This window comes from Arthrobacter sp. 001422645 (assembly GCF_059816125.1).
Genome location: NZ_JCBANT010000005.1, coordinates 72,442 through 96,547 on the forward strand (window position 1 = coordinate 72,442; position 24,106 = coordinate 96,547).

Annotated in this window: 20 protein-coding genes and 1 tRNA gene; 6 read left to right on the forward strand and 15 right to left on the reverse strand. The window is 66.8% G+C overall.

Going from position 1 to position 24,106, the window contains the following annotated elements; all coding sequences use genetic code 11:
- Positions 1–96 precede the first annotated feature (96 nt).
- The 12 genes from AC6EUH_RS07535 to AC6EUH_RS07590 form a co-directional block, all read right to left on the reverse strand.
- Positions 97–471: a DUF1304 family protein gene (locus tag AC6EUH_RS07535; RefSeq protein WP_499738261.1), complete on the reverse strand. Its 375-nt coding sequence runs from the start codon at positions 469–471 to the stop codon at positions 97–99.
- A gap of 152 nt (positions 472–623) precedes the next feature.
- On the reverse strand, positions 624–1,736 hold the full coding sequence (locus AC6EUH_RS07540) for a branched-chain amino acid aminotransferase (RefSeq protein WP_499738262.1): 1,113 nt from the start codon (positions 1,734–1,736) through the stop codon (positions 624–626).
- Positions 1,737–1,861: 125 nt separating this feature from the next.
- Positions 1,862–2,929 (reverse strand): 3-isopropylmalate dehydrogenase, encoded by a 1,068-nt coding sequence (locus tag AC6EUH_RS07545; protein ID WP_499738263.1) that lies wholly within the window; start codon positions 2,927–2,929, stop codon positions 1,862–1,864.
- A 176-nt stretch (positions 2,930–3,105) separates the two neighbouring features.
- Positions 3,106–4,665, reverse strand: coding sequence for a methionine--tRNA ligase (gene metG, locus AC6EUH_RS07550; RefSeq protein ID WP_499738264.1), 1,560 nt, complete (start codon positions 4,663–4,665; stop codon positions 3,106–3,108).
- A gap of 9 nt (positions 4,666–4,674) precedes the next feature.
- Positions 4,675–5,442, reverse strand: a complete 768-nt coding sequence (locus tag AC6EUH_RS07555; protein WP_499738265.1) for an ABC transporter ATP-binding protein — start codon at positions 5,440–5,442, stop codon at positions 4,675–4,677.
- Positions 5,439–8,228 (reverse strand): ABC transporter permease, encoded by a 2,790-nt coding sequence (locus tag AC6EUH_RS07560; RefSeq protein ID WP_499738266.1) that lies wholly within the window; start codon positions 8,226–8,228, stop codon positions 5,439–5,441. The genes AC6EUH_RS07555 and AC6EUH_RS07560 overlap by 4 nt, the downstream gene beginning before the upstream one ends.
- A 205-nt stretch (positions 8,229–8,433) precedes the next feature.
- Positions 8,434–10,029 (reverse strand): phosphoglycerate dehydrogenase, encoded by a 1,596-nt coding sequence (serA, locus tag AC6EUH_RS07565; protein WP_056426343.1) that lies wholly within the window; start codon positions 10,027–10,029, stop codon positions 8,434–8,436.
- A gap of 126 nt (positions 10,030–10,155) precedes the next feature.
- On the reverse strand, positions 10,156–11,181 hold the full coding sequence (gene ilvC, locus AC6EUH_RS07570) for a ketol-acid reductoisomerase (protein ID WP_144670864.1): 1,026 nt from the start codon (positions 11,179–11,181) through the stop codon (positions 10,156–10,158).
- 101 nt (positions 11,182–11,282) lie between these two features.
- A complete protein-coding gene (gene ilvN, locus AC6EUH_RS07575) occupies positions 11,283–11,795 on the reverse strand; it encodes an acetolactate synthase small subunit (RefSeq protein WP_056426337.1) in 513 nt (170 codons plus the stop codon).
- Between the two features lie 2 nt (positions 11,796–11,797).
- On the reverse strand, positions 11,798–13,696 hold the full coding sequence (locus AC6EUH_RS07580) for an acetolactate synthase large subunit (RefSeq protein ID WP_499738267.1): 1,899 nt from the start codon (positions 13,694–13,696) through the stop codon (positions 11,798–11,800).
- Between the two features lie 400 nt (positions 13,697–14,096).
- Positions 14,097–15,818 (reverse strand): dihydroxy-acid dehydratase, encoded by a 1,722-nt coding sequence (gene ilvD / locus AC6EUH_RS07585; RefSeq protein WP_499738268.1) that lies wholly within the window; start codon positions 15,816–15,818, stop codon positions 14,097–14,099.
- 160 nt (positions 15,819–15,978) lie between these two features.
- The gene (locus AC6EUH_RS07590) at positions 15,979–16,917 is read right to left on the reverse strand and encodes a LysR family transcriptional regulator (RefSeq protein ID WP_056426327.1); all 939 of its coding nucleotides are present in this window, start codon (positions 16,915–16,917) and stop codon (positions 15,979–15,981) included.
- 105 nt (positions 16,918–17,022) lie between these two features.
- Between AC6EUH_RS07590 and AC6EUH_RS07595 the strand changes: the two genes are divergently transcribed.
- From AC6EUH_RS07595 to AC6EUH_RS07605, 3 genes are all read left to right on the forward strand, one after another.
- A complete protein-coding gene (locus tag AC6EUH_RS07595; protein ID WP_499738269.1) occupies positions 17,023–18,144 on the forward strand; it encodes a sunset domain-containing protein in 1,122 nt (373 codons plus the stop codon).
- A 180-nt stretch (positions 18,145–18,324) separates the two neighbouring features.
- On the forward strand, positions 18,325–19,419 hold the full coding sequence (locus tag AC6EUH_RS07600) for a PQQ-dependent sugar dehydrogenase (RefSeq protein WP_499738319.1): 1,095 nt from the start codon (positions 18,325–18,327) through the stop codon (positions 19,417–19,419).
- 117 nt (positions 19,420–19,536) lie between these two features.
- Positions 19,537–19,612: transfer RNA gene (locus AC6EUH_RS07605), tRNA-Lys, on the forward strand.
- 231 nt (positions 19,613–19,843) lie between these two features.
- Here the strand turns inward: AC6EUH_RS07605 and AC6EUH_RS07610 are convergent.
- A complete protein-coding gene (locus tag AC6EUH_RS07610; protein ID WP_156367486.1) occupies positions 19,844–20,443 on the reverse strand; it encodes a hypothetical protein in 600 nt (199 codons plus the stop codon).
- 476 nt (positions 20,444–20,919) lie between these two features.
- Here AC6EUH_RS07610 and AC6EUH_RS07615 point away from each other — a divergent pair, with 476 nt between their 5' ends.
- From AC6EUH_RS07615 to AC6EUH_RS07625, 3 genes are read left to right on the forward strand one after another with little or no spacing between them, the layout of a single operon-like run.
- On the forward strand, positions 20,920–21,438 hold the full coding sequence (locus AC6EUH_RS07615; RefSeq protein WP_156367485.1) for a hypothetical protein: 519 nt from the start codon (positions 20,920–20,922) through the stop codon (positions 21,436–21,438).
- On the forward strand, positions 21,419–21,640 hold the full coding sequence (locus tag AC6EUH_RS07620; RefSeq protein WP_499738270.1) for a hypothetical protein: 222 nt from the start codon (positions 21,419–21,421) through the stop codon (positions 21,638–21,640). Before AC6EUH_RS07615 ends, AC6EUH_RS07620 begins: the two co-directional genes overlap by 20 nt.
- A 40-nt stretch (positions 21,641–21,680) precedes the next feature.
- The gene (locus AC6EUH_RS07625) at positions 21,681–21,821 is read left to right on the forward strand and encodes a hypothetical protein (RefSeq protein WP_499738271.1); all 141 of its coding nucleotides are present in this window, start codon (positions 21,681–21,683) and stop codon (positions 21,819–21,821) included.
- A 54-nt stretch (positions 21,822–21,875) separates the two neighbouring features.
- On the opposite strand, the gene AC6EUH_RS07630 is transcribed toward AC6EUH_RS07625, so the two are convergent.
- Positions 21,876–22,760 carry an ABC transporter permease gene (locus AC6EUH_RS07630; RefSeq protein WP_082492558.1) on the reverse strand — a complete coding sequence of 295 codons (885 nt, stop codon included), beginning with the start codon at positions 22,758–22,760 and terminating at the stop codon, positions 21,876–21,878.
- Entirely contained in the window at positions 22,757–23,686 is a 930-nt protein-coding gene (locus tag AC6EUH_RS07635) for an ABC transporter ATP-binding protein (protein WP_056426315.1), read from the reverse strand. The genes AC6EUH_RS07630 and AC6EUH_RS07635 overlap by 4 nt, the downstream gene beginning before the upstream one ends.
- Positions 23,687–24,106 lie beyond the last annotated feature (420 nt).

A 24,106-nucleotide genomic window follows, 5' to 3' on the forward strand; every position in this document is an offset into this window, starting at 1 on the left:
GGTCCCCCAATGATTCAACTCGTACTGCCGGTCCCGCGTGAATGCACCCAGCATAGATCACTCCTGCCCCACCGGCACCTGTTCCGGACTGGCCCGTCATACAAGCAGAAGCACAGCAATGACGGCCGGCAGCAGCGCCTCTGCGATGGCGCTCGCCCACAGCCGCCGCTCGGACAGGACCAAGATGATGCCCAGCAGGACGTGGCCAAGACACGTGAACAGCAGCAGCGCCTCGCCGGCTGCGGGTTGATCGCCGGTCAACATGACGGCGCCGACGATCGCGCCCACACCCCAGATCATGTTGTAGAACCCCAGGTTGAAGACCCACATCCGCACGGTTTCCGTGTCCTCCGGCTTGATGAGGAACAGCCGGTGGAAGTGCTGGTCCCGGAAGAAGAAGGACTCAAGGATCCCCACGAGGATCAGCAAGATTCCGAAAATGACACCCAGAACCTGAATAAGTCCAGTCATGCGCCATATTGTGCCCCCGCGTCCGGGACGTGGCTAGTGGCTTCCGGCCGGCCGCCGCCTGGCCAGTGGCACTCCGTTTAACAACGACGGCGGCCCCGCGCCGGAAGGTGGGGGCCGCCGTCGAACGCTGCCTGCAGGTGAGGCGCTACCGCTTAGGCGAGGCGGGCCAGCCAGCCGTGGGTGTCCTCGACGGCGCCGGTCTGGATGCCCAGGAGCTGCTCGCGGATGGCCATGGTGGTCTCCCCCGCCTTCGCGTCCTCGGAGCCGATGAATTCGGTGTCGTCCTTGAGCACACCGATGGGGGTGATCACGGCGGCGGTGCCGCAGGCGAAGACCTCGGCGATCTCGCCGGAGGCCACACCGTCGCGCCATTCATCCAGCGTGATCTTGCGTTCGGTGACCTCGCGGCCCATGTCCTTGGCCACCTGGATGACGGACATCCGGGTGATGCCTTCCAAGATGGTGCCGCTCAGCGCGGGGGTGACCAGGGAGCCGTCCTTCATCACGAAGAACACGTTCATGCCGCCGAGCTCTTCCACGGCGTTGTCATTGAACTGGTCCAGGAAGAGGACCTGCTTGCAGCCGTGGGCCTCGGCTTCCTGCTGCGCGATCAGGGACGCGGCGTAGTTGCCGCCGCACTTCGCGGCGCCGGTTCCGCCACGGCCGGCGCGGGCGTATTCGCGGGAGATCCAGATGGAGACGGGCTTGAGTTCCCCGCCGAAGTAGTTGCCGGCCGGGGAGGCGATGACGCGGAAGGACACTTCACGGGCAGCGCGGACGCCGAGGAAGGCCTCGGTGGCGATCATGAACGGACGCAGGTAGAGGGCTTCGCCGTCGCCGGAGGGGACCCATTCCTTGTCCGCGGAAACGAGCTCGCGGATGGCGCCCAGGAAGTATTCTTCGGGGAGTTCGGGGAGGGCCAGGCGGCGGGCCGACTTGTTCAGGCGGGCGGCGTTGGCCTCCGGCCTGAAGGTCCAGATGGAGCCGTCGGCGTGGCGGTAGGCCTTGAGCCCCTCGAAGATTTCCTGGCCGTAGTGCAGCACGGCGGCGGAGGGGTCCAGGGAGATGGGGCCGTAGGCCTCCACCCGTGCATCGTGCCAGCCGCCCTTGCCCTCGGCGTCGACGCTGTAGTCGACGATCGCGGTGTGGTCGGTGAAATAGTTGCCGAAACCCGGGTTCGCCAGGATGGCAGCACGTTCTTCAGCGGACTTCGGGGTTGCCGAGGGCTGCTGGGTGAATTCGACGCCATGGGCAGTCTGAGTCATGGTTCCTCCACGGTCGGCTGCCTGGTGTGTGAACGTGGTTCATCGTCGGACCACGGCAGCATATTGGTGATTCGAAACAAGCTTACGCCCGTTGACGGGGCCGCCGGCCCGGTGCCTCGTGGCGCTTACAGGGCGGCGGCGATGGCGTCACCGATCGCGCTGGTGCTGCGGGCTGCGGCGTCCGGAGCTGCAGCGCCGCGGGCCGCGACGTCGGCGACGACGGCCGCCTCGATCTTGCGGGCGGCGGCGCCGTAGCCCAGGTGGTCCAGCAGCAGGGCTGCGGAGAGGATGGCCGCCGTCGGGTCAGCCTTTTGCTGACCGGCAATGTCCGGAGCCGAACCGTGGACGGGTTCGAACATGGACGGCGCGGTGCGTTCCATGTTGATGTTTCCCGAGGCGGCCAGGCCGATGCCGCCGGTGACGGCCGCGGCGAGGTCGGTGATGATGTCGCCGAAGAGGTTGTCCGTGACGATCACGTCGAAGCGCGCCGGGTCCGTGACCATAAAGATCGTGGCGGCGTCGATGTGCAGGTAGTCATGGGTGACGTCCGGGAACTCCTGGGCCACGGCCTCCACGGTCCGCTTCCAGAGGTGGCCGGCGAAGACCAGGACGTTGTGTTTGTGGACGAGGGTCAGCTTCTTACGCGGGCGGTCGTTGGCCCGGCGGAAGGCGTCGCGGACCACGCGCTCCACGCCGTGGGCGGTGTTGAGCGAGACCTCGGTGGCGACCTCGTGCGGGGTGCCGGGGCGCAGCGTCCCGCCGTTGCCGACGTAGGGGCCCTCGGTGCCCTCGCGGACCACGATGAAATCGATGTCGCCGGGGTTGGCGAGCGGGCTGGCGACGCCCGGGTACAGCCGGGACGGGCGCAGGTTGACGAAGTGGTCCAGGCTGAAGCGCAGCTTGAGCAGCAGCTCACGCTCGATGATGCCGGAGGGGATGCGGGTGTCGCCCGGGGCCGCGCCGACGGCGCCGAAGAGGATGGCGTCACGGGTGCGGAGATCGGCGAGGGTTTCCTCCGGCAGGGTCTCCCCCGTTTCGAGCCAGTGCTGCGCGCCCAGCTTGTAGTGGGTCTGCTGCAACACAATGCCCTCGGCGGCGGCGGCCTTCTCGAGGACCTTCACGGCCTCGGCGGTGACCTCGGGGCCGATGCCGTCGCCGGGAATGACGGCCAGATCAATGGTGGATGCGCTCATGTTTTCAGCGTAGCCAAGTGATCCACATGCTGGTCAAGTTGTCTCACTATTCGAACACCACTCCGACGCTGCCGCACTTCAGACGGGCAAAAGCGAAACGCTCCCGCTCCTTCAAGTCGGAGGTGCGGGAGCGTCACTCGAAAGGCCGCGGGATCTGCGGGAGCGTCTGGCGGCGGTCAGGCCTCGGCAGGCTCCTCGTACTTCGGGAAGACCGGGGACGGGGCGGGCAACGGGGTTCCGGCCACGATCGGCGCGGCCAGGGCGGCGAACTCGCGGGCCTCCCCCTCCGGCTGGCCCAGCGTGTCCAGAATGGCCGCCGTCGCCGCCGGCATGACCGGCTGGGCGAGGATGGCGACGATGCGGAGCACCTCGAGGGTCACGTAGAGGACGGTGTTCATGCGTTCGACGTCGGTCTTCCGCAGCACCCACGGGGCCTGCTCGGCGAAGTAGGCGTTGGTGTCGCCCAGGACATTCCAGATGGCCTCGAGGGCGCGGCTGAACTCCTGCTTTTCGAACGCGGCCCGGGAGATGTCCAGCAATCCGCTGGCCTGGCCCAGCAGCGCGGCGTCCTCGGCGGTGAAGCCGCCGGGGACGGGTACGGCGCCGTCGCAGTTCTTCGCCACCATGGACAGCGAACGCTGGGCGAGGTTGCCGAAGTTGTTGGCGAGGTCGGCGTTCATCCGGCCCACGACGGCGTCGTGGCTGTAGGAGCCGTCCGCGCCGAAGGGGACTTCGCGGAGCAGGAAGAAGCGCACCTGGTCCAGGCCGTACTGGGCCACCCAGTCGGCCGGTGCCACCACGTTGCCCAACGACTTGGACATCTTGACGCCCTGGTTGTGCAGGAAGCCGTGGATCATGACGCGCTTGGGCAGTTCCAGCCCGGCGGACATCAGGAATGCGGGCCAGTAGACGGCGTGGAAGCGGGAGATGTCCTTGCCGATCACGTGGACGTCCGCGGGCCAATACTTCCGGAACAGCTCGGAGTCGGTGTGGGGGAAGCCGACGCCGGTCAGGTAGTTGGTCAGCGCGTCCACCCAGACGTACATGACGTGCTCCGGGTTGCCCGGGACGGGAACGCCCCAGTCGAAGGAGGTGCGGCTGATCGACAGGTCCTCGAGGCCGCCCTTGACGAAGCTCACCACCTCGTTGAAGCGGTTGTGCGGGGCGCCGAAGGACGGGTGGTCCGCGTAGAGGGCCAGCAGCCGGTCCTGGTAGGAAGAAAGCTTGAAGAAGTAGCTCTCCTCCTCGGTCCAGGTCACCTCGGTGCCGGTCTCCGACGCGTAGCGGAGGCCGTCGGCCTGCACCTCGGTCTCGTCCTCGACGAAATAGCGCTCGTCGCGGACCGAGTACCAGCCGGCGTACTTGGAGAGGTAGATGTCCCCGTTGGCTTCCATCCGCTGCCAGAGCGCCTTGGCGGCCTCATAGTGGTCCGGGTCGGTGGTGCGGATGAAGCGGCTCAGGGAGATGCCGAGGTCATCGCTCATCTGCCGGAAGGCGGCCGAGTTGCGGTCGGCGAGTTCTTTGACCGGGATGCCTTCCTTTTCCGCCGTCTGCTGCATCTTCAGGCCGTGCTCGTCCGTGCCGGTCATAAAGAAGACGTCGAAGCCGTCCAGGCGCTTGAAGCGCGCCATCGCGTCGGTGGCGATGACCTCGTAGGCGTGGCCGATGTGCGGCACGCCGTTGGGGTAGCTGATGGCCGTGGTGATGTAGAACGGGGTTTTTTCGGAAGCGGTCACAGTTTTAACCTAGATCAGTTCGGTGAGGGTATCGCTCTGGCGGACCAGTTCGTGGTCATGTGACGCCACCAGGACGGCGATTCCGTCCGAGGTGGTGTCCTTGAGGATGCTGATGATGCGGTTGGCCGAGGACCGGTCCAGGCTGGCGGTGGGCTCGTCGACCACCAGCACGCGGGTGCCCAGGATCAGGGCCCGGGCGATGGCCACGCGCTGGCGTTCACCGCCGGAGAGCTGGGCCGGGCGGTGGCGCATGCGCCGGCCCAGGCCCACGAGGTCCAGGAGGTCCTTGGCCATGTCGCGGCGCTTGTCCACCTCGCCGTCGGGCACGGCGGGAAGGAGCACGTTCTCCAGCGCGCTCATCCCGTCGATCAGGGCGCCGCCCTGGTCAACGTAGCCGATCAGGGCCCGGCGGCGGTCGGCGATTTCGTCGTCGCCCATGGTCTCGAGGGAATCGCCCTCCCAGAACACCCGGCCCGACGTCGGCAGGGTCAGGCCCGCGCCGACCGTCAGGATGCTGGTCTTGCCCGAGCCGGAGCGGCCGGCGACGCAGTGCATCTCGCCGGCGTGCAGGGTCATGTTGAAGTCGTCGACAACGTTGACGGCTTCTGCGCCGCCCTTTCCGCCGCCGTAGTGGATGGTGATGTTGCTGAGCTCCAGCGGCGTGGCGTGGTCGGCGGCCTTCACGATCGTGTTGGCGCGGGTCTGGTGGGCACCGCGGCGGGTGCTTGCCGTCATCCGCTCGTGAGCCTCACGGTCAAGGTTCAGGTCGTTGTTCATCGGACCACTTTCGTTGCAATCGGAATCCAGCAAAGTACAGCCACGAGCCCGGCGATAGCGGCCCAGAGCGCGGCATAGGGGGCGAGGAGGAGGCCAACGCCGAGGGCGCCGAGGATACCCAGCGGCAGCGCGACCGTCCCCACCATGGCATTTTCGAAGAGGCGGACCTGGCCCAGCATGTCCGGGTTCCAGCCCATGGCCTGCAGCGTGCCGAGGTACTGGCGCTTGGCCTGCAGCTCGAAGCGGCCGGTGACCATGGTCAGCAGGAGGCCGACGGCGACGCCGGACAGCCCGAGGATGATGCTTGGCAGCGCGATACTGCTGGCGGCCAGCCCGCTGAGCGCGCTGGCGCCGGCGGCCCGGGGAATGTCGATCAGGAGCGCGACCATGCCGCCGACCGCTGCGGCGAACACGCCGACGGCGACCGCCAGGGAGAGGGTGTTGAACTTGTTGGTGCTCAACTGCCGGTTGGCGAAGGTCAGCGGGGAGTCCACCGCGATGAGGCGCTCATCGTGCTGCGGTTCCTGGTCCACTACCTCGCGGTGGCGCAGCTGCTGGGCGGCGAAGAAGGCCGCCGCGGCGTAGAGCACCAGCACGGAGGCGGACACGATCGCCGTGGCCGGGTTCCAACTGACAAGGCTCAGGACAATTCCGGCGACGGCCAGCAGGGCGGCGCCGACGCCGAATTCGGCGAGCACCCAGGACCGGATGCGGCGCTGGGTCCAACCCATGGCGCGCAGGGTACCGGCCTCGGTGCGGCGTTTCCGGACGTAGCTCACGGTCGAGGCGCCGGTCAGCAGGGCCGCACCGATGAGGGTGAGGAAGAGCAGGGTCAGGTTGGTGGAGGTGAGGGAGCCGGAAACGGCGTCAGCGGCGTCCTGGCGGACCCACGACTGCTGGACGGTGCCGAGCGGGGTTTCCTTGCCGGCGTCGTCCTTGGAATAGCCGGGGACGAAGATGCTGGCGTCCTCACGGGCGGAGCCGGCAACAATGGTCGCTTCCAGGCCCATGTCGCGGATCTCGTTGGCTAGCTTCTCCACCTCGGGCTGGGCTTCTTTCCAGCTGCCGGGCGCCTTGGCGCGGATGCGCACGGCGTCGATCACGGCGGCGTTGTCCTCGTAGCCGCGGGCTGCGGCGAGGCCGTAGAAGTCGGTGATGGCGCCGGCGGACTGGCTGGCCAGGCCCGTGGCGCTGAGCGAGGGCTTGAGCTCGGTGTTCTCGACGTCCTTGCCGGAGGCGTCCTTGGTGAGCGTGAACGGGGTGGGGTCGTAGCCGCCCAGGGGCAGGCGGTTGACGTCGCCGGCCGCTTCTTTGACCTTCTCGGCGTCGAACGTGCCGTAGACCATGGCGAGCGGCGTGGCGAGCTTCTTGCCGGTCTCGAGGTTAGTGCGGTAGGAGCGCTCGTCGACGGGCTTGCGCTGGGTCTGGTCCACGGGGTCGCCGCTGGCGGATTTCTCCGGGAGGCGGTTCACGGTGACCCAGTCGCCGGGGGTGGCGCTCTTGTCCACGGCGCCGTTGCCTGCGGTCTCGCCGTCGGTGTACTTCGGGGCGGACGCGAAGTCGGTGCTCCACGTCGCGGGGTTGTAGAGGCCCTGGCCGAAGCTGGCGGTGTCGCCCAGCAGCGGCGTGAGGTCCTTGGACCCGGGCCAGGCCAGGGAGAACGGGGACTTGGAGACGAACGGGAGATAGTCCTTGTCCAGCGACCGCGTCGCGGTGCCGACTTCCTTGGTGACGTTGCCGGAGGCGTCGATTTCCTCGATCTTGACCGAGTACTTGAGGTCAAGGGATGTGCCGGAGCGGACAATCAGCGGAATCGCCTGGGAGTCCTCGGTCAGCTGGCCGTTGCGCTTGGCCTGCTGGTACTGGCTCATCAGCGGCGCCCAGTACTTGAGCTTGACGCCGAGGAAATCGGGGCCTTCCTTCAGTTCGTCCATGCTGATGCCGGTGGTGAAGAGGCTTTCGAAGTGGCGGCCGATCGCTCCGGCGTTGCGGGCGTCGGCGGGCGGCGCTTTTTCGAGCGGGGCGAGGAAGTCGCCGGCGCTGCCGAGGAGGGCGCGCTCGGAGACGGGGTCGACGGCGACGACGGATTCCGTCACCTGCGGGGCGAGGGGCAAGGAGACGGAGAGGTTGAAGAGGTTGTGCTCGGAGCCGCCGGCGGGGGCCGGGAACTTGATGCCGGTCTCCCCCTCGGGGCCCGCGATGCGGACGTTCTTGCCGCCGGCCACCTCCTCTTCGATGATGCGGGCCTTGCCGAGGGATCCTTCGGCCGTGGTCTTGAACAGGGTCTGCTCGGAGTGTCCGTCGGAGCTGACGGCGCTGGCGGTCAGCCGGTAGGTCTTCGGTGTGTCGGACAGGACCGACTCGGCGGCAGGCCATTTGCTCGGGTCCGTGGCGGTGGGGTCCCCGGCGGTGCCGGCGAGTCCGGCCTGGTAGCCGAGGTAGTCGGTGGCCTCCAGGCGGGGGGACTCGAGGTCCTGGGTGACGCGGGAGACGAGGCTGATGGGCGCCGCCACGGAGGTTCCGGAGAGTTTCCGGAGGGCGTCCAGCTGCTCGAAGCTGATGCCGCCCTGGCCGGCGGCGATTTCCGGCTGCATGAGCCCGCCGTTGTCGTCGGTCTTGGCCTGGACAAGGACGTCGTAGAGCCCCCGCGAATTCTGGTCAACGGTCCGGTTCAGGGCGGCCTGTGACTGACCCTGAACGAGGACCGAAAGGCACATGGCCACGATCAAAATGGACGCGGTCAGCAAAAGCACTCGGCTTCTGATGAACCTCTGGACGGCGTTCATTGGGCTCCTGAAAGCTGGATTGCGTGCGCACACCGCTGTTCATTCCAAAGCGGAAGTGAAGGCGTCCCCTGCCGGGTGTGCAAAAGTAAAGGCCGGGCTGCCGGCCGGATCCGAAAATCGGACGTAGCCATTGTACGCAGACCAGCCATGTGTTCGCGGACACCGGCGGCGGCCCGAGCCGCCGCCGGCATCCACGGTGAAGACATCAGTCCTCGAGATCCACCTCGCGCACCATGTCAGCGCCGATTCCGGCCTTGATGGCCTCCAGGACCTGCTGCGGAACGGAGCTGTCGATGGTCAGCAGGGCGAGCACCTGGCCGCCCTCGTCCTGCCGCGCAACCTGCATGCCGGCGATGTTGATGTTGTTCATGCCCAGGATGTGGCCGATGGTGCCGATCACGCCGGGGCGGTCCGCGTAGGCCACCACCACCAGGTGTTCGCTGATGGGGATCTCCACCTCGAAGCCGTTGATCCCGACGAGCTTCTGGACCTGCTTGGGTCCGGTCAGGGTTCCGGCCACGGAGATCTGCGAACCGTCGCTGAGGGCGCCGCGCAGGGTCAGGACGTTGCGGTACGACTCGGTGTCCGGCGTCGTGATCAGGCGGACGTTGATGCCGCGCTGCTCGGCGATCACGGGCGCATTGACGTAGGAGACCTGCTCGGTCACGACGTCGGCGAAGATGCCCTTGAGCGCCGCGAGTTCGAGCACCTTGACGTCCAGCGAGGAGATTTCACCGGCGACCTCGACGTCGAACTGGGTGAGCGAGGCGTGCGTCATCGCGGTGAAGATGCGGCCCAGCTTTTCCACGAGCGCGATGCCGGGCCGGACGTCCGGGGCGATCACGCCGCCGGCCACGTTGACGGCGTCGGGAACCAGTTCCCCGGCGAGGGCGAGGCGGACGGACCTGGCCACGGAGACACCGGCCTTTTCCTGCGCTTCGTCGGTGGACGCGCCCAGGTGCGGGGTGACCACCACGTTGTCCATCTTGAAGAACGGCAGGTCGGTGCTGGGTTCCTTGACGAAGACGTCCACGCCGGCTCCGGCGATTTCGCCGGCCTCGAGCGCCGCGTAGAGGGCCTCCTCGTCGACCAGGCCGCCGCGGGCGACGTTCACGACGTACGCGGTGCTCTTCATCTTCTTGAAGGACTCGGCGCCCAGCATGCCGACGGTCTCCGGCGTTTTGGGCATGTGGATGCTGATGAAGTCGGACTGCGCCAGCAGCTCGTCAAAGGTCACCAGCTGCACACCGAGCTGGGCGGCGCGGGCCGAGGTGATGTAGGGATCGTAGGCGAGGATCTTGGTGTCGAAGCCCTTCAGGCGGGCGGCGACGAGGGCGCCGATCCGGCCCAGGCCGATGATGCCGATCTTCTTCTCGAAGAGTTCGATGCCGGTGTACTTGGAGCGCTTCCACTCGCCGTCCTTGAGCGCGGCGGATGCCTGCGGGATGTGGCGGGCGAGGCTGAGGATGTGGCCGACGGTGAGTTCGGCGGCGGAGACGATGTTCGACGTCGGGGCGTTCACCACCATGACACCGGCCTGCGTGGCGGCCTTGATGTCGACGTTGTCGAGGCCGACGCCTGCGCGGGCGATCACCTTGAGCTTCTTGGCGGCGGCGATGGCTTCGGCGTCCACCTGGGTGGCGGAACGGACCAGGATCGCGTCGACGTCGGCGATCGCAGAGAGCAGCTGGGAACGGTCCGCGCCGTCGGTCTGCCGGACTTCAAAGTCCGGGCCAAGGGCGTCGATCGTGGCGGGCGAAAGTTCCTCAGCGAGGAGTACTACAGGTTTGGTGCTTGTCACCGGTGACCTCTTTAGCTCTCTTGTATATCAGGTGGGGATTTTGGTGAAACGGGTGGTGCGGGTGGTGCTTCACAGCAGGGAAGCCGGACCCCAGAGTTGGTGTCCGGCTCCCCTGCCGGTCAGTGCCTAGCGGGCCACTGAGCCTTCGGTGTAGTCGTCTTCGTTCTTGATCCAGGAGAACAGCTTGCGCAGTTCGCGGCCGGTGGCCTCGATCGGGTGGTCTTCACCCTTCTTGCGCAGCGCCTTGAACTCGGGGGCGCCGGCGTCCTGGTCGTCGATGAAGCGCTTGGCGAAGGTGCCGTCCTGGATGTCCGCCAGGACAGCCTTCATGTTTTCCTTCACGTCCGGGGTGATCACGCGCGGGCCGGAGACGTAGTCGCCGTACTCCGCGGTGTCGGAGACGCTCCAGCGCTGCTTGGCGATGCCGCCTTCAACCATCAGGTCCACGATGAGCTTGAGCTCGTGCAGCACCTCGAAGTAGGCCACCTCGGGCTTGTAGCCGGCTTCGGTGAGGACCTCGAAGCCGTACTGGATCAGCTGGGAGGCGCCGCCGCAGAGGACAGCCTGCTCGCCGAAGAGGTCCGTTTCGGTCTCTTCGGTGAAAGTGGTCTCGATGACGCCCGCACGGGTGCCGCCGATCGCCTTGGCGTAGGACAGAGCCAGTTCCCGGGCCTTGCCGGACGGGTTCTGCTCGACGGCGATCAGGTCCGGCACACCGCGGCCGGCCTCGAACTCGCGGCGGACGATGTGGCCCGGGCCCTTCGGGGCAACGAGGGCGACGTCAACATCTGCCGGCGGCTGGATGTAGCCATAGCGGATGTTGAAGCCGTGGCCGAAGAACAGGGCGTCGCCGGCCTGCAGGTTCGGGGCGATGTCCTCGGCGTACACGTGGCGCTGGACCTGGTCCGGGGTGAGGACCATGATCAGGTCGGCTTCGGCGACTGCGGCGGCGACGTCGAGGACGCGCAGGCCCTCGGCTTCGGCCTTGGCGCGGGACTTCGAGTCGGCCTTCAGGCCGACGCGGACGTCAACACCGGAATCGCGCAGGCTGAGGGCGTGGGCGTGGCCCTGGGAGCCGTAACCGATGACGGCGACAGTGCGGCCCTGGATGATCGACAGGTCGGCGTCGTCGTCGTAGAACATTTCAGTCACTGGGGTGTCTCCTTTGAGTGGATTCTTGGGTGGTGCTTGTCTGTGAAACTTTTGTGGTGTGGTGCTGCGGCAGGAGCTGCTTGATGCTCAGGGACTGTGCCTTAAGCGCTGCGCAGAGCCCTGTCGCTCATGGAGCGGGATCCCCGCCCAACGGCCAAGGTGCCGGACTGCACGATTTCGCGGATGCCGAAAGGCTCCAGCACTGAGAGCAGTGCCGTGAGCTTTTCCGGGTGGCCCGTTGCCTCAATGACCACCGACTCTGTGGAGACGTCGACCACTGCTGCGCGGAACAGGTCTGCAGCCTGGGTGACCTGCAGCCGTGTAGCGGCATCCGCACGTACCTTGACCAGGATGTGGTCACGCTGTACGGAAGATTCGGAGGTGAGTTCAACGATCTTGATCACGTTGACCAGCTTGTTCAGCTGTTTGGTGATCTGTTCGATGAGCTCACCGTCGGCGTCGACGACGACGGTCATCCGGGACATGCCCGGGACCTCGGTGGGGCCGACGGCCAGGGAGTTGATGTTGAAGGCCCGGCGGGCGAAGAGGCTGGCGACGCGGGTCAGCACACCGGGCTTGTCTTCGACCAGAACGGACAGTGTGTGGCGGGTCATGTTCAGTCCTCCTCTTCCCATTCCGGGGTCATGTTGCGGGCAACCTGGATCTGGTCGTTGCTGACTCCGGCGGGGACCATCGGCCACACCATGGAGTTGGGGCTCACGACGAAGTCAATGACCACCGGGCGGTCGTTGATTGCCAGGGCCTTCTGGATGGTGGCGTCGATGTCCTCGTCGCGGTCGCAGCGGAAGGACGCGCAGCCGTAGGCGTCGGCCAGCTTCACGAAGTCCGGGATCCGGACGGTGTCGTGGCCGGTGTTGAGGTCGGTGTTGGAGTAGCGGCCCTCGTAGAAGAGGGTCTGCCACTGCCGCACCATGCCCAGCGAGGAGTTGTTGATGATGGCGACCTTGATCGGGATGTTGTTGATCGCACAGGTGGCCAGTTCCTGGTTGGTCATCTGGAAGCAGCCGTCGCCGTCGATGGCCCACACCACGCGGTCCGGGTTGCCCACCTTGGCGCCCATCGCGGCCGGCACGGCGTAGCCCATGGTGCCGGCGCCGCCGGAGTTCAGCCAGGCGTGCGGGCGCTCGTACTTGATGAACTGTGAGGCCCACATCTGGTGCTGTCCCACGCCGGCGACGTACACGCCTTCGGGGCCGGTAAGGGCGCCGATGCGTTCGATCACACGCTGCGGGGCGCTGAGCCCGTCGTCCGGTTCGGTCCAGCCCAGCGGGTAGGTTTCCTTGAGGTTGTTCAGGAAGGCCCACCAGTTGGTGTAGTCCGGGGCGCCGGAGACGGCGAACAGGGTGCGCAGTGCCTCGCTGAGTTCCGGAATGATCTCCTTGACCGAGCCCACGATCGGGACGTCGGCGGTGCGGTTCTTGGAGATTTCGGCCGGGTCGATGTCCGCGTGGATGACCTTGGCGTTCGGCGCGAAGGTCTTCAGAACGCCGGTCACCCGGTCATCGAAGCGGGCGCCCAGCGTGATGAGCAGGTCGGACTGCTGCAGGGCGGTCACGGCGGAGACGGTGCCGTGCATGCCCGGCATGCCGACGTGCTGCGGGTGCGAGTCCGGGAAGACGCCGCGGGCCATCAGGGTGGTGACCACGGGGGCGCCGGAGAGTTCCGCGAGCTCCAGCAGTTCCGCGGAGGCGTGCGCCTTGACCACGCCGCCGCCCACGTAGAGCACGGGCTTGCTGGCCGCCGCGATGAGCCGGGCCGCTTCGCGGACCTGCTTGTTGTGGCCGCGGAGCACCGGGTGGTAGCCGGGCAGGTCGATCTTGGGCGGCCAGGAGAAGGTCATCTGACCCTGCTGGGCGTCCTTGGCGACGTCCACCAGGACCGGACCCGGGCGCCCGGTCGAGGCCAGGTGGAATGCCTCGGCCATCACGTGCGGGATGTCGTTGGGGTCGGTCACCAGGAAGGAGTGCTTGGTGATCGGCATGGTGATGCCGACGATGTCCGCTTCCTGGAAGGCATCGGTGCCGATGACTCCGCTGGAGACCTGGCCGGTGATGGCGACCATCGGCACGGAGTCCATGTGGGCATCCATGATGGCGGTAACGAGGTTGGTGGCACCCGGGCCGGATGTGGCGATGCAGACGCCCACCCGTCCGGTGACCATGGCGTAGCCTTGCGCGGCGTGGCCGGCTCCCTGTTCGTGACGGACCAGAATGTGGTTCATTCGGGAAGCCATCAAGGGGTCATAGGTGGGCAGGATCGCGCCACCGGGCAAACCAAAAATATCGTCCACGCCGAGTTCTTCGAGCGAGCGGACAATTGCTTGTGAACCGGTCATCACCGTCGGGGGTACGACGTTGTTCGGTCCAAGGACAGGAGAGACGGCAGCAGTGTCGACGCCGGCGTCGGCCGGGCGTTCGACGCGTTCAGAAGCCTTGTGGGCTCCAGCGGACTTAGTGGCCATCAGCGAGGGGCTGATCGGCGATCCTTTGCTCATCGGACTCTTCCTTTGTGGATCTACGGTTGGATCTTCGGTGATCGTGGAACTGCTGGTGCTGCATGATGCTGGTGTTACCGGTGGTGCGGAAATAAAAAAACCCCTCAGCCTGACGGCTCTTCGAGGGGTTTGCGCGTGACGGTTCGTTACCGGTTGCGGCTATGGAGCCACGCGCTTGGTAAGTACGACGGAGACGCCTGCAGTGACGCCAGCGGTGACGAATGCGATCATGCGTTCAGTTTTCCCTCTTAGTAAGACACGTGTCAACGAGCCTGCGCCCTGTCTCACTATCTGGACTTCGTTGTCCACTGGTTGAACGCCGTCCCAACCGGCTCGCAGTTAAGGCCGCTATGACCGCTCAAAACGGCCTCAACTGCGAGCTAGTTGGGTTCAGCGCGCATCACCCGCAGTAGGCGCCCGTGGAGGCGCTGTGGACGAGCTTGGCGTATTTTGCGAGGACACCCTTGGTGAACTTGGCCGGCAGCGGCTCCCAGCCGACCTTGCGGGCTTCGAGCTCCGCCTCGTCGACCAGGAGGTCGAAGGAGCGGGCGGCGATGTCCACGCGGATCCGGTCGCCGTCCTTGACGAAGGCGATGGGGCCGCCGTCGACGGCTTCCGGGGCGACGTGGCCGATGCAGAGGCCGGTGGTTCCGCCGGAGAAGCGCCCGTCGGTCAGCAGCAGCACGTCCTTGCCCAGGCCCGCTCCCTTGATGGCGCCGGTGATGGCGAGCATTTCGCGCATGCCCGGCCCGCCCTTGGGGCCTTCGTAGCGGATGACGACGACGTCGCCGGCCTTGATCCGGCCGTTGTCGAGCGCGTCCAGAGCTCCCTGCTCGCGCTCGAAGACGCGGGCGGTTCCCTCGAAGACGTCGGCGTCGAAGCCGGCGCTCTTCACGACGGCCCCCTCGGGAGCCATGGTGCCGTGCAGGATGGTGATGCCGCCGGTCTTGTGGATGGGGTTATCCATGGCGCGGAGGATCTTGCCGTCCAGGTCCGGCGGGTTGATCGCTGCGAGGTTCTCCGCGACGGTCTTGCCGGTGACGGTGAGGCAGTCGCCGTGCAGCAGGCCGGCGTCGAGCAGTGCCCGCATGATGACCGGAACGCCGCCGATCTTGTCGACGTCGGTCATGACGTAGCGGCCGAACGGCTTGAGGTCACCCAGGTGCGGGATCTTGTCGCCGATGCGGTTGAAGTCGTCCAGGGTGAGCTCCACCTCCGCCTCGCGGGCGATGGCGAGCAGGTGCAGCACGGCGTTCGTCGAGCCGCCGAAGGCCATGGTCACGGCGATCGCGTTTTCGAACGCTTTCTTGGTCATGATGTCGCGGGCGGTGATGCCCTTACGCAGGAGGTTGACCACGGCCTCGCCGGACTTGCGGGCGAAGTCGTCGCGGCGGCGGTCGGCCGAGGGCGGCGCGGCCGAGCCGGGCAGGGACATGCCCAGCGCCTCGCCGATGCAGGCCATCGTGTTGGCGGTGTACATGCCGCCGCAGGCGCCTTCGCCCGGGCAGATCGCCTTTTCGATGCGGGTCAGGTCCTCCATGCTCATCTTGCCGGCGGCGCAGGCACCCACCGCCTCGAAGGCGTCGATGAGGGTGACTTCCTTTTCGGAGCCGTCCTCCAGCTTGACCCAGCCGGGCATGATGGAGCCGGCGTAGAGGAAGACGCTCGCGAGGTCGAGGCGGGCGGCGGCCATCAGCATGCCCGGCAGCGACTTGTCGCAGCCGGCCAGGAGCACGGAGCCGTCGATGCGCTCTGCCTGCATCACGGTTTCAACGGAGTCGGCGATGACTTCGCGGGACACCAGGGAAAAGTGCATGCCCTCGTGGCCCATGGAGATGCCGTCCGAGACGGAGATGGTGCCGAACTGCATGGGGAATCCGCCGCCGGCGTGCACGCCTTCCTTGGCGCCCTGGGCGAGCCGGTTCAGGGAGAGGTTGCAGGGAGTGATTTCATTCCAGGAGCTCGCGACGCCGATCTGCGGCTTGGCGAAGTCGTCGTCGCCCATGCCGACCGCCCGGAACATCCCGCGCGCGGGCGCGGCGTGAATTCCATCGGTGACGACCCGGCTGCGGGGCTTGATGTCCGGTTGGGTGACTGTCGCTGTTTGGGTGTCCTCACTCATGGGTCAAAGTCTAGGGCTCCGCCGCAGGGCGCAACGACCCGGATTCGCGCATTAAGCGGAAAACCGGGAATGTTGCGACCAAATAGTGGACTTGCGTCTCACCTGATGGACTCCTGCGGCTCAAATCTCCGACTGAGCCCGGGTGAGGCCTGCTCATGTCTCAGTTGAGGTGAGCGGCGTCACGCAGTTCCGGCGCCTCGGCGACGGACTGCGCCTCGGCCTTGAGCAGGGTGAGGACCTGCTGGATGGTGGTCCGGGCCGCGACGTCCGGGCGCGCGAGGGCAACGATGCTGCGGCTGGCCTTGACCCCGGCCAGCGGGCGCAGCACGAAGCCCCTCCCCTGGTTCTTCAGGGCCGTGTACCGCGGCAGCAGGCTGAGCCCGTGCCCGGCGCTGACGAGCGCCTCGAGGACCCGCAGGTCCGGGAACAGCTGGGCGCGGAGGGCCGGGGAATCGGCCTGCACTTCGATCTGACGGAGCACCGTGTCGAACGGGAACCCCTCGGGCACCCCCATCCAGGGGTACCCGGTCACGTCTTCCGCCCGCAGCGTCTCCTTGCCGGCCAGCACGTGGCCTTCGGGGATGGCGACGTCGAGGGGTTCGTCCAGGAGCGGCACCACCGTCAGCCCCAGCCGGGCAAAGACATCGGGTCCGTCGACACTGTGGGCCAGCACAATGTCGTAGTCGGCCGTCAAGCCCGCGAAGCCGGCCACGTTGGGATCCTCGAAGTGCGCTTGGAAGCGCAGGCCGTCGATGGCCTTCACGCGGTGCAGGAGGCCGGGTAGGAACATCTCGGCGGCGCTCGGGAAGAATGCGGCCTTGACGTGGGTCTGCCAGCCGCGCCGGTAGGTATCGATGGTGGCCTCCGCACGGGCCATGGCCGTGGACACCTCGGCGGCTGCCCCCGCCATCGCGAGTCCGGCCTCGGTGAGGCGCACGCCCCGGCCCGACTTCTCCACCAGGACCACCCCCAGTTCGTCCTGCAGGGTCTTGAGCTGCTGCGAGACCGCCGAGGGCGTCACCCTCATGGCCTCGGCCGTGGCCCCGACCGTGCCGCGGTCGGCCAGTTCCCGGAGAATCCGCAGTCTCTTGAAATCCATGAACAGAGGCTACAGGGCGGGCGGCTTGAAGGGTGGACAGCCCCCTTGAGGCGGACGTACCGTCAAGCAACGGCAACCTTGCCTTATGGACAGAAGGGCTCTGCTATGGATTGGATCATCTGGCTCGTCGTTATCGCGGTGATTGTCGCCGTCGTCTGGTGGTTGCTGAACCGCAACAGCTCCCGCGCCCGTTCCGGCTCCGCCGGTCCAAAGACCGGGGCCGGGGCCGCCGCCACCGACGATTCCACACCTCCCCACCTGCACGACGCCGACCACGGCCCCAGTCACCGCGGCGCCCTGTCCGGCGGCGGCTCCTCCCCGTCAGCGGCGGCAGCCGGACTCGCCTGGATGCCTGCGTCCGCGGGCTTTAACCACGCGGAACCCGGCGCCGAACCCGAACCGGCCTCCGACCCCGTTGCCGAGGCTGAGGACCGGGCGGCCGTCGAGGCCCACTTGAAGGCCCGGGCGGCGGCAGCGGCAGCGGAGGTGTCGGGCACCGAGGCGTCGGGTGCGACTGCAACGGGCGCTGGCGTTGCGTCCACACCCGCTGCCGAAGAGGCGCCGGCCGAAAACCCGGAATGGGAAACCCAGTGGTCCGAGACCCCGCCGGCCGAACCGCATACGGCCGTTCACCCAGAGTCTGTCCACGGCGCCGGTGCGCACGTCGCGGGCGCCGCTGCGGGTGCCGCCGGTGCTGCTGCCGCGACCGGTGCCGCAGCAGCACCGGCAAGCGCCCCCGTGCATCACCCTGAATACACGGAGCCTCATGCACCGACCCTCCCCGGTGCCGAATCGGCCGCGGCGGAGGCAGTCCTCGACTCGGAGCCCGCCTCCACCACGGACGCCGGATTCATGGCGGAAGCAAGAGACCAAGGGAATGCCGGACAGGCAACCCAGGCGCCGCAAACGGCGGCCGAGTCCCCTTTGGCAGAGGCTGAGGCCCGGCAAACCGCAGTGTCGTCCGCCGCGTCCGAAACCGCTGCCAGCCATGAGGCCGAGCCCGCCGGCCATCTCGCAGCCGACCAGCCGTACGGCGAGGGGTCGGCGGCAGCGTCAGCCGACGGCAGCGGCCCCGAGGGCTTCACCGTCAAGGGCAACGCCTCCTCGATGATCTACCACGAGGAGACCAGCCCCGCCTACGAGGAAACCCGCGCCGAGGTCTGGTTCCTGTCCGCGGCACACGCCGAGGCCGCGGGCTTCCGGCCCCCGCGCCGGACGCGGCAGTAATCCGTGGCGCGGGAAACCGAAAAATCACCGGCCGGCACCGGACCAGCGATGACCGGGACACCGGCAGGGCGCCGGGAATCAGCTGATCCGCGGCACCCCGCGCCGCCGGCCGGACAGTCCGCGGCCGGCCGGCCCGCGGGCGCACAAGTCTGGGTGGGCCTGGCGGCCGCCGTCGCGATCATGCTCAGCGGCTGCACGGCGGGCGGCACCGATGTGCCCGCCGGCACCGCTCCCCCGCCCAGCGGCGGCACCGCCACCCCGGGCCTGGAAGGGCCGACGCCGGCAGTGACCCGGACGGGCGTGGACCGGCCCACGCTTGCCGAAAAGATCGACGCCGAGTTGCAGCTGCCCTGGTCCACGGTCTTCCTGCCCGACGGCACCGCCGTGATCTCCGAACGCGACAGCACGCGGCTCCGGACCATCGCGCCGGGAGCGCGCAACGGACGGGCCGGCACGATCGGCACGGTGCCCGACGTCGTACCCGGCGGAGAAGGCGGACTGCTGGGGCTGGCACTGTCCCCGGATTTCGCGAACGACCGCTACCTGTACGCCTACTTCACCGCTGCGCGTGACAACCGGATCGCGCGGATGCGACTGGAGGAGCGGGGCGGGACGCTGGTGCTGGGCCCCTCGGAGGTCATCTTCTCCGGAATTCCCAAGGCCGCCACGCACAACGGCGGGCGGATCCGGTTCGGACCGGACGGACTCCTTTATGTCGGCACCGGCGATTCCCGGCGCACGGAGCAGCCGCAGGACGTAAACACCCTCGGCGGCAAGATCCTGCGCATCACGCCGGAGGGGCGCCCCGCGCCGGGCAACCCCTTCGGAGACAACCCGGTGTACAGCCTGGGCCACCGCAACGTGCAGGGCCTCGCGTGGGACAGCGCCGGCCGGCTGTGGGCAAGTGAATTCGGGCCCGACGTCGACGACGAGCTGAACCTGATCGTCCCCGGCGGCAACTACGGCTGGCCGGAGGTCACGGGCGCCCCGCGCCGTGAAGGCTTCCGGGACGCGAAGGTGGTGTGGCCGTCGACGGCGGAGTCTTCCCCCAGCGGGCTGGAAATTGTCGGCGACACGGCCTACCTGGGGGCGCTGCGCGGCCAGAGAGTGTGGGCGATTCGCTTGAACGGCGAATTCGCCGGGGATCCCGTGAGCTATTTCACACGGGAGTACGGGAGGATTAGGAACGTTTCACTGGCCCCGGACGGCCGCCTCTGGGTGCTCAGCAACAACAAGAACCCTGATTTCGTGCTGGTTTTGGAGCTGCCGGAGTAGCCCCCAGGGCGGGCGCCCGGCCCGATTTCACACTCCGCCCAAACTCGTGTAGAGTTTCATGTCGTTGCGGAGAACAACGCGGGAACAAAAAGACCGCGAAGAACGAAAACAACAGATGCACCTCTAGCTCAACTGGCAGAGCAATTGACTCTTAATCAATGGGTTCCGGGTTCGAGTCCCGGGGGGTGCACCACCAAGAAAAACCGCTCCACCACCGGCGAAAGTCGGGTGTTGGAGCGGTTTTTTGTTTGCCTAAGAACAGGCCTACTCGTCGTTTAGTCGCCGTATGAACGATTGCCCAACGTGGGCATTATTGGACCAGGATGACGCGCTGGTTCAACTGGCCGATGCAGCCGATACCGTCACCCGGGACGAAGCCGAGACCTACGCCGGCGGACGATGCCCTGGCCGCCTCGGACTGAGGTCAGTAGATGGTAACCACCGGTTCCTTGATATAGACGCGCTGCTCGTACGTCGGCTGGAGCGTGCTGCTACCCGATCCGCGGTAGAGCCCGCTGTGCCAGACGACCCACTGGGAGTCCCACGCTTCGGCGTCGTGACACCACGTCTGCTTGCCGACCTCAACGCCCGCAGGGTCGAGGCTGACGCACGCAAGGGACTGCACTGGGCCAGCACGGTACGTCACCATCGCGTACGTTGCGTAGCCGTCCACGTACGGCATGAGCGGAATGCTCCATGCTTTGACATTGGAGCCGTCGTCGCCCCACAGGCGCCAGTATCCGTTCTCCACGCGGAGCGCGACCTGGGCGTAGCGCCAACCACCATCCTTGTCGGGACCGTGCAGCTGGACCAGGGAGTGCCATGACCTCCCGTCGTTCTTCGCAGGGCCAAGGACCGGCTTGAGCCAGCCCTTCCACTGCGTCTTCTTCCCGGGCGCAGACAGCGTCGCAGCCGCCTGCGACGCTCCGACCTTGATCTCACTGCGGCGCTTGAGGTCAGGCGTCGCGTCAGCGGGTGCGCCGGTGATCCACCAGTCGGTCGTCCCGTACTGCGCGGGCCTCATTCCGTTCCACTGCGAGGATGTGTACCACGCGGGCTGACCCACGCGGTTTGGTGCGGTCATGGGCCCGTAGGTTGAATTGCCAGCCGCTGATGCGGTGACCATGGGCGCGAGCGTGAGAACAACCGCCAACATACCCACGATGATGCGTCGAATGATGAACACGGTCCAGCCTCCTGCTACTGCAAGACTGAGACCGTTGTAAAGGTTATTGATTATCTGTCCGCGCCAAGAGCGTCGTCAAGAGCTTTCTCGGACACGAAACTCTCGCAAGCAGCACTGGACTCCTAAATGGGGACCCAACCAGCCACGATGGCGACGGAAAATGCTTTGACGGTCAAAAGCACTGCCAGGCAAGCAGTGCATGAAGCTCCTAAAGGTTCACGTTGTTTCCCGTCACCGAGATGTAGCGGCCGGACGAATAGAACTCAATGCAACGCTCGCCGTCGCGGATCTTTCGGCCAGGCCCTTCGGGAGCCTTGACGAACACGTGGACGCCTTCACCGGACTGGCTTACTGGGATCTACACGCTCACGCCGGCAGACCTCGGCTCCCGGGTGACGGTAATTCTCACCGGTTCACTGAAGGGCTACGCCGACACCATCATGGAGGCCCAAACCTCAGGCGCGGCCGTTCTGCCCACCCGGCCCGCAGCCTCCATGCCGGTCGTCACCGGCAACGCCGTGGTCGGGTCAGTTCTGACCGCGACCTGGAAGGCGGCCCCCAAGGCGGCAACGTACACCTGGTTCCGCAATTACATGCCCATCAGGGGAGCGACCGCGGCGACCTACAAGCTGACGGCCGCAGACAAGGGGTCGGTGATCATGGCCGTCGCGAAGGTGAAGGTCCCCGGCTCTTCCTGGCCGACGGAGATGCCCGGCCGGGGGTCTTCATCCGCTGACCCGTCCGGAAAGGGCCAATTGTGCAACGGCCTGTTGCGCAATTGGCCCTTTCTCATGCCCGGGGCACGGTCATCCGGTGTACGAAGAGATTCCTGAGGGGTTCTGGGCCGGACTGGAGGCTGAGTTCACCCTGCCGTCCCTGGAGCAGGTCCGCGCCAGAATTGAGCTGCTCACGGCGGATCCCGAACCGGTAATGCGCCGCCTGGTGCGCGTCTTAGTCGGAGACGGGACTTTCTGTCCGGGGTTCCAGTTCCTGCCCGGCGGCGGGCTGCATCCGGCCGTGGTCATCGACTCTTAGGGGGTGGGGTTTTGCGCAGGTTAGAACCGATTTTCGGGTCATGAGCTGTGATAGCTGGGGCGCCGGTGTGGAGCTGTTCGAGCGCGCGGTGCGGCCGCTCACTACCCACGAGAAGCTGGCCCTCGAGCTTGACGTGGAGGCCATGCGACCGACGGCACCGGCCAAGGCAGGCTGCGCTTAACTGAATAGCGGGCGCCCCGCGGCGGTCTCCCTGCCTTATCCCTGGCGCCGGAGATCAGGCATCCCGGCGCTTCACGGTCACTAGCGCGCCGGCCAGGGCCACCGCAGCCCAGGCGAGGACGACGAGGCCACCCTGGACTTGGGTCAGATGGTCCTGGGCAGTGCGTATCGCGACCATGTCCATGCCCGCGGAGGTGGGCAGGAAGAGCCCGAGGTCTTTGAAAGAGTCGTTCAGTCCGGAGAGGATGGCAACGAGGATCGGAAGGATGGTGAGAATGCCCAGGATGGTGACGATGCCACCGGCGCTGTTGCGAAGCAGCGCCCCGATGCTCAGGCCCAAGACGGCGATCAGAGCGAGGTAGGCGCCAGCGCTGATGATGCCTCGGATGACCCCGTCTGCGATGAGCGGGTAGTTCAGGCCGTGCGGTTCCAGGAGCGGCTGGGCCACCGCGTACGAGATGAGGGCCCCGACCACGCCGACGGCGAAAGCGCTTCCGGCGATGACGAGTGTCTTGGCCAGCACTGCGGTGATCCGCCGGGGCACCGCAATGAGGGTCGTGGTGATCATGCGGGTACCGTATTCGGAACCGATCTGCATGACGGCCAGGGAGGCAACCAGGAACTGGGCAATGACGGTCCCGGCGGCAGGGACCTCCCGGGCCATGATCCCGAACTCATCCACGAGGCTCTGCTGTCCGGCTCCACCCTGCTCGGCGTCGATGGCAATAAAGCCGGAAACCATGGCGGTCAAGGCGAACGTGCTGAGCAAACCGACCCCGACCATGCAGACCAGGGAGATGGTGAGGATGATGTAGCTTGAGCGCAGCGAAGTCAGCTTGAGCCATTCGGCGTGCACGGCTCTGAGGAAGGTCAACCCTTTTCCGCCGTCCTGACGGGCGGCTGCCGCGCCACGGCGACTGGCGGGTGCAGTGGTGGTCATCGGGTTCCCTCTCCTGCCCCGGCCAGCGCGGCGGAACGGTATTCAACTTCATCTCGGGTCAGTTCCATGTACGCCTCTTCGAGCGAAGCCCGGACCGGTGTCAGCTCATGGATCAACGCATCGTGCTCACGGGCGATCCAGGCGATCTTCCGGGGCTCGGCCCCGGAGACTTCCAACAGGCCAGGTTCCAGTTCACGGAACGCGATCCCGCCGGCGGCCAGGCCAGCCCGCAGCTCATCCAGCTGGTCGCTGCGGACCAGTGACCTGTCCCGCCCTTGGGCGAGGATCTCGGCAACGGGAGCATCGGCGATGATCCGGCCCCGGCCGATGACGATCAGGTGGTCAGCGGTCTGCGCCATCTCACTCATCAGATGCGAGGACAGGAACACTGCCCTGCCCTCGGAGGCGAGGTGACGTGACAGATTGCGGACCCACTGGACGCCTTCGGGGTCGAGCCCGTTCACCGGCTCGTCGAAGATGACGGTTCTGGGATCACCCAGCAGCGCGGCGGCGATGCCGAGACGCTGGCCCATGCCAAGGGAGAAGCCCTTGATCCGCTTCCGGGCGATTTCCGTAATTCCGGTCATGGCCATGACTTCATCTACGCGGTTGCGGCTGATGCCGTGCGTGGCGGCCAGGACAGACAGGTGCTTGACGGCGCTGCGGGCCGGGTGAAGCGCCTTGGCGTCCAGGAGGGCACCGACTTCTCTCAGCGGCGCCGCGTGCTCCACGTACGGGCGGCCGTTGACCAGCACCCGGCCGGAGGTTGGCCGGTCCAGGCCCAGGATCAGGCGCATGGTGGTGGATTTGCCGGCACCGTTCGGTCCCAGGAATCCGGTGACCTGCCCGGGCTGGACGGTGAACGTTACGCCGTCCACGGCGGTGCGCTTCCCGTAGGTCTTGGTAAGGCCGTATGCCTCGATCATGGTCCAGCTTTCTTCTAGGCGAGTGTCTGTCCGTCAATGCATGAGGACCAGCCCACAACTCACCGCCCCCTCGCCATTATTCATGCGTAGGCGCATGTCAGGCGGGAACTCAGGCGTCTTTACCCGCATTTCTTTTCTCTGGGGCAATGGCTGGGTCTTCGGCCGCGTACTGCCGGTCAGAACGGCCAGCCAGCTGGCCAGTAGTGTTCCACGACCGAGGGGCCGGCAGTGACACTGCCGCTTCGTTCTCAGCCATCTCACGGAGACCCAGGTCGAGCGCTGGCGGCCATTCTGGCCAACGGCAACGTCTGAGCCCGGTGGGTCGGCGACCCAACAGACTCCTCGCCGCATGGACTCCACGGCCCGCGGAGAGACAGAGAGAGATGTTCGGGGCCGTACACATGAGATTGAGAGCGGACG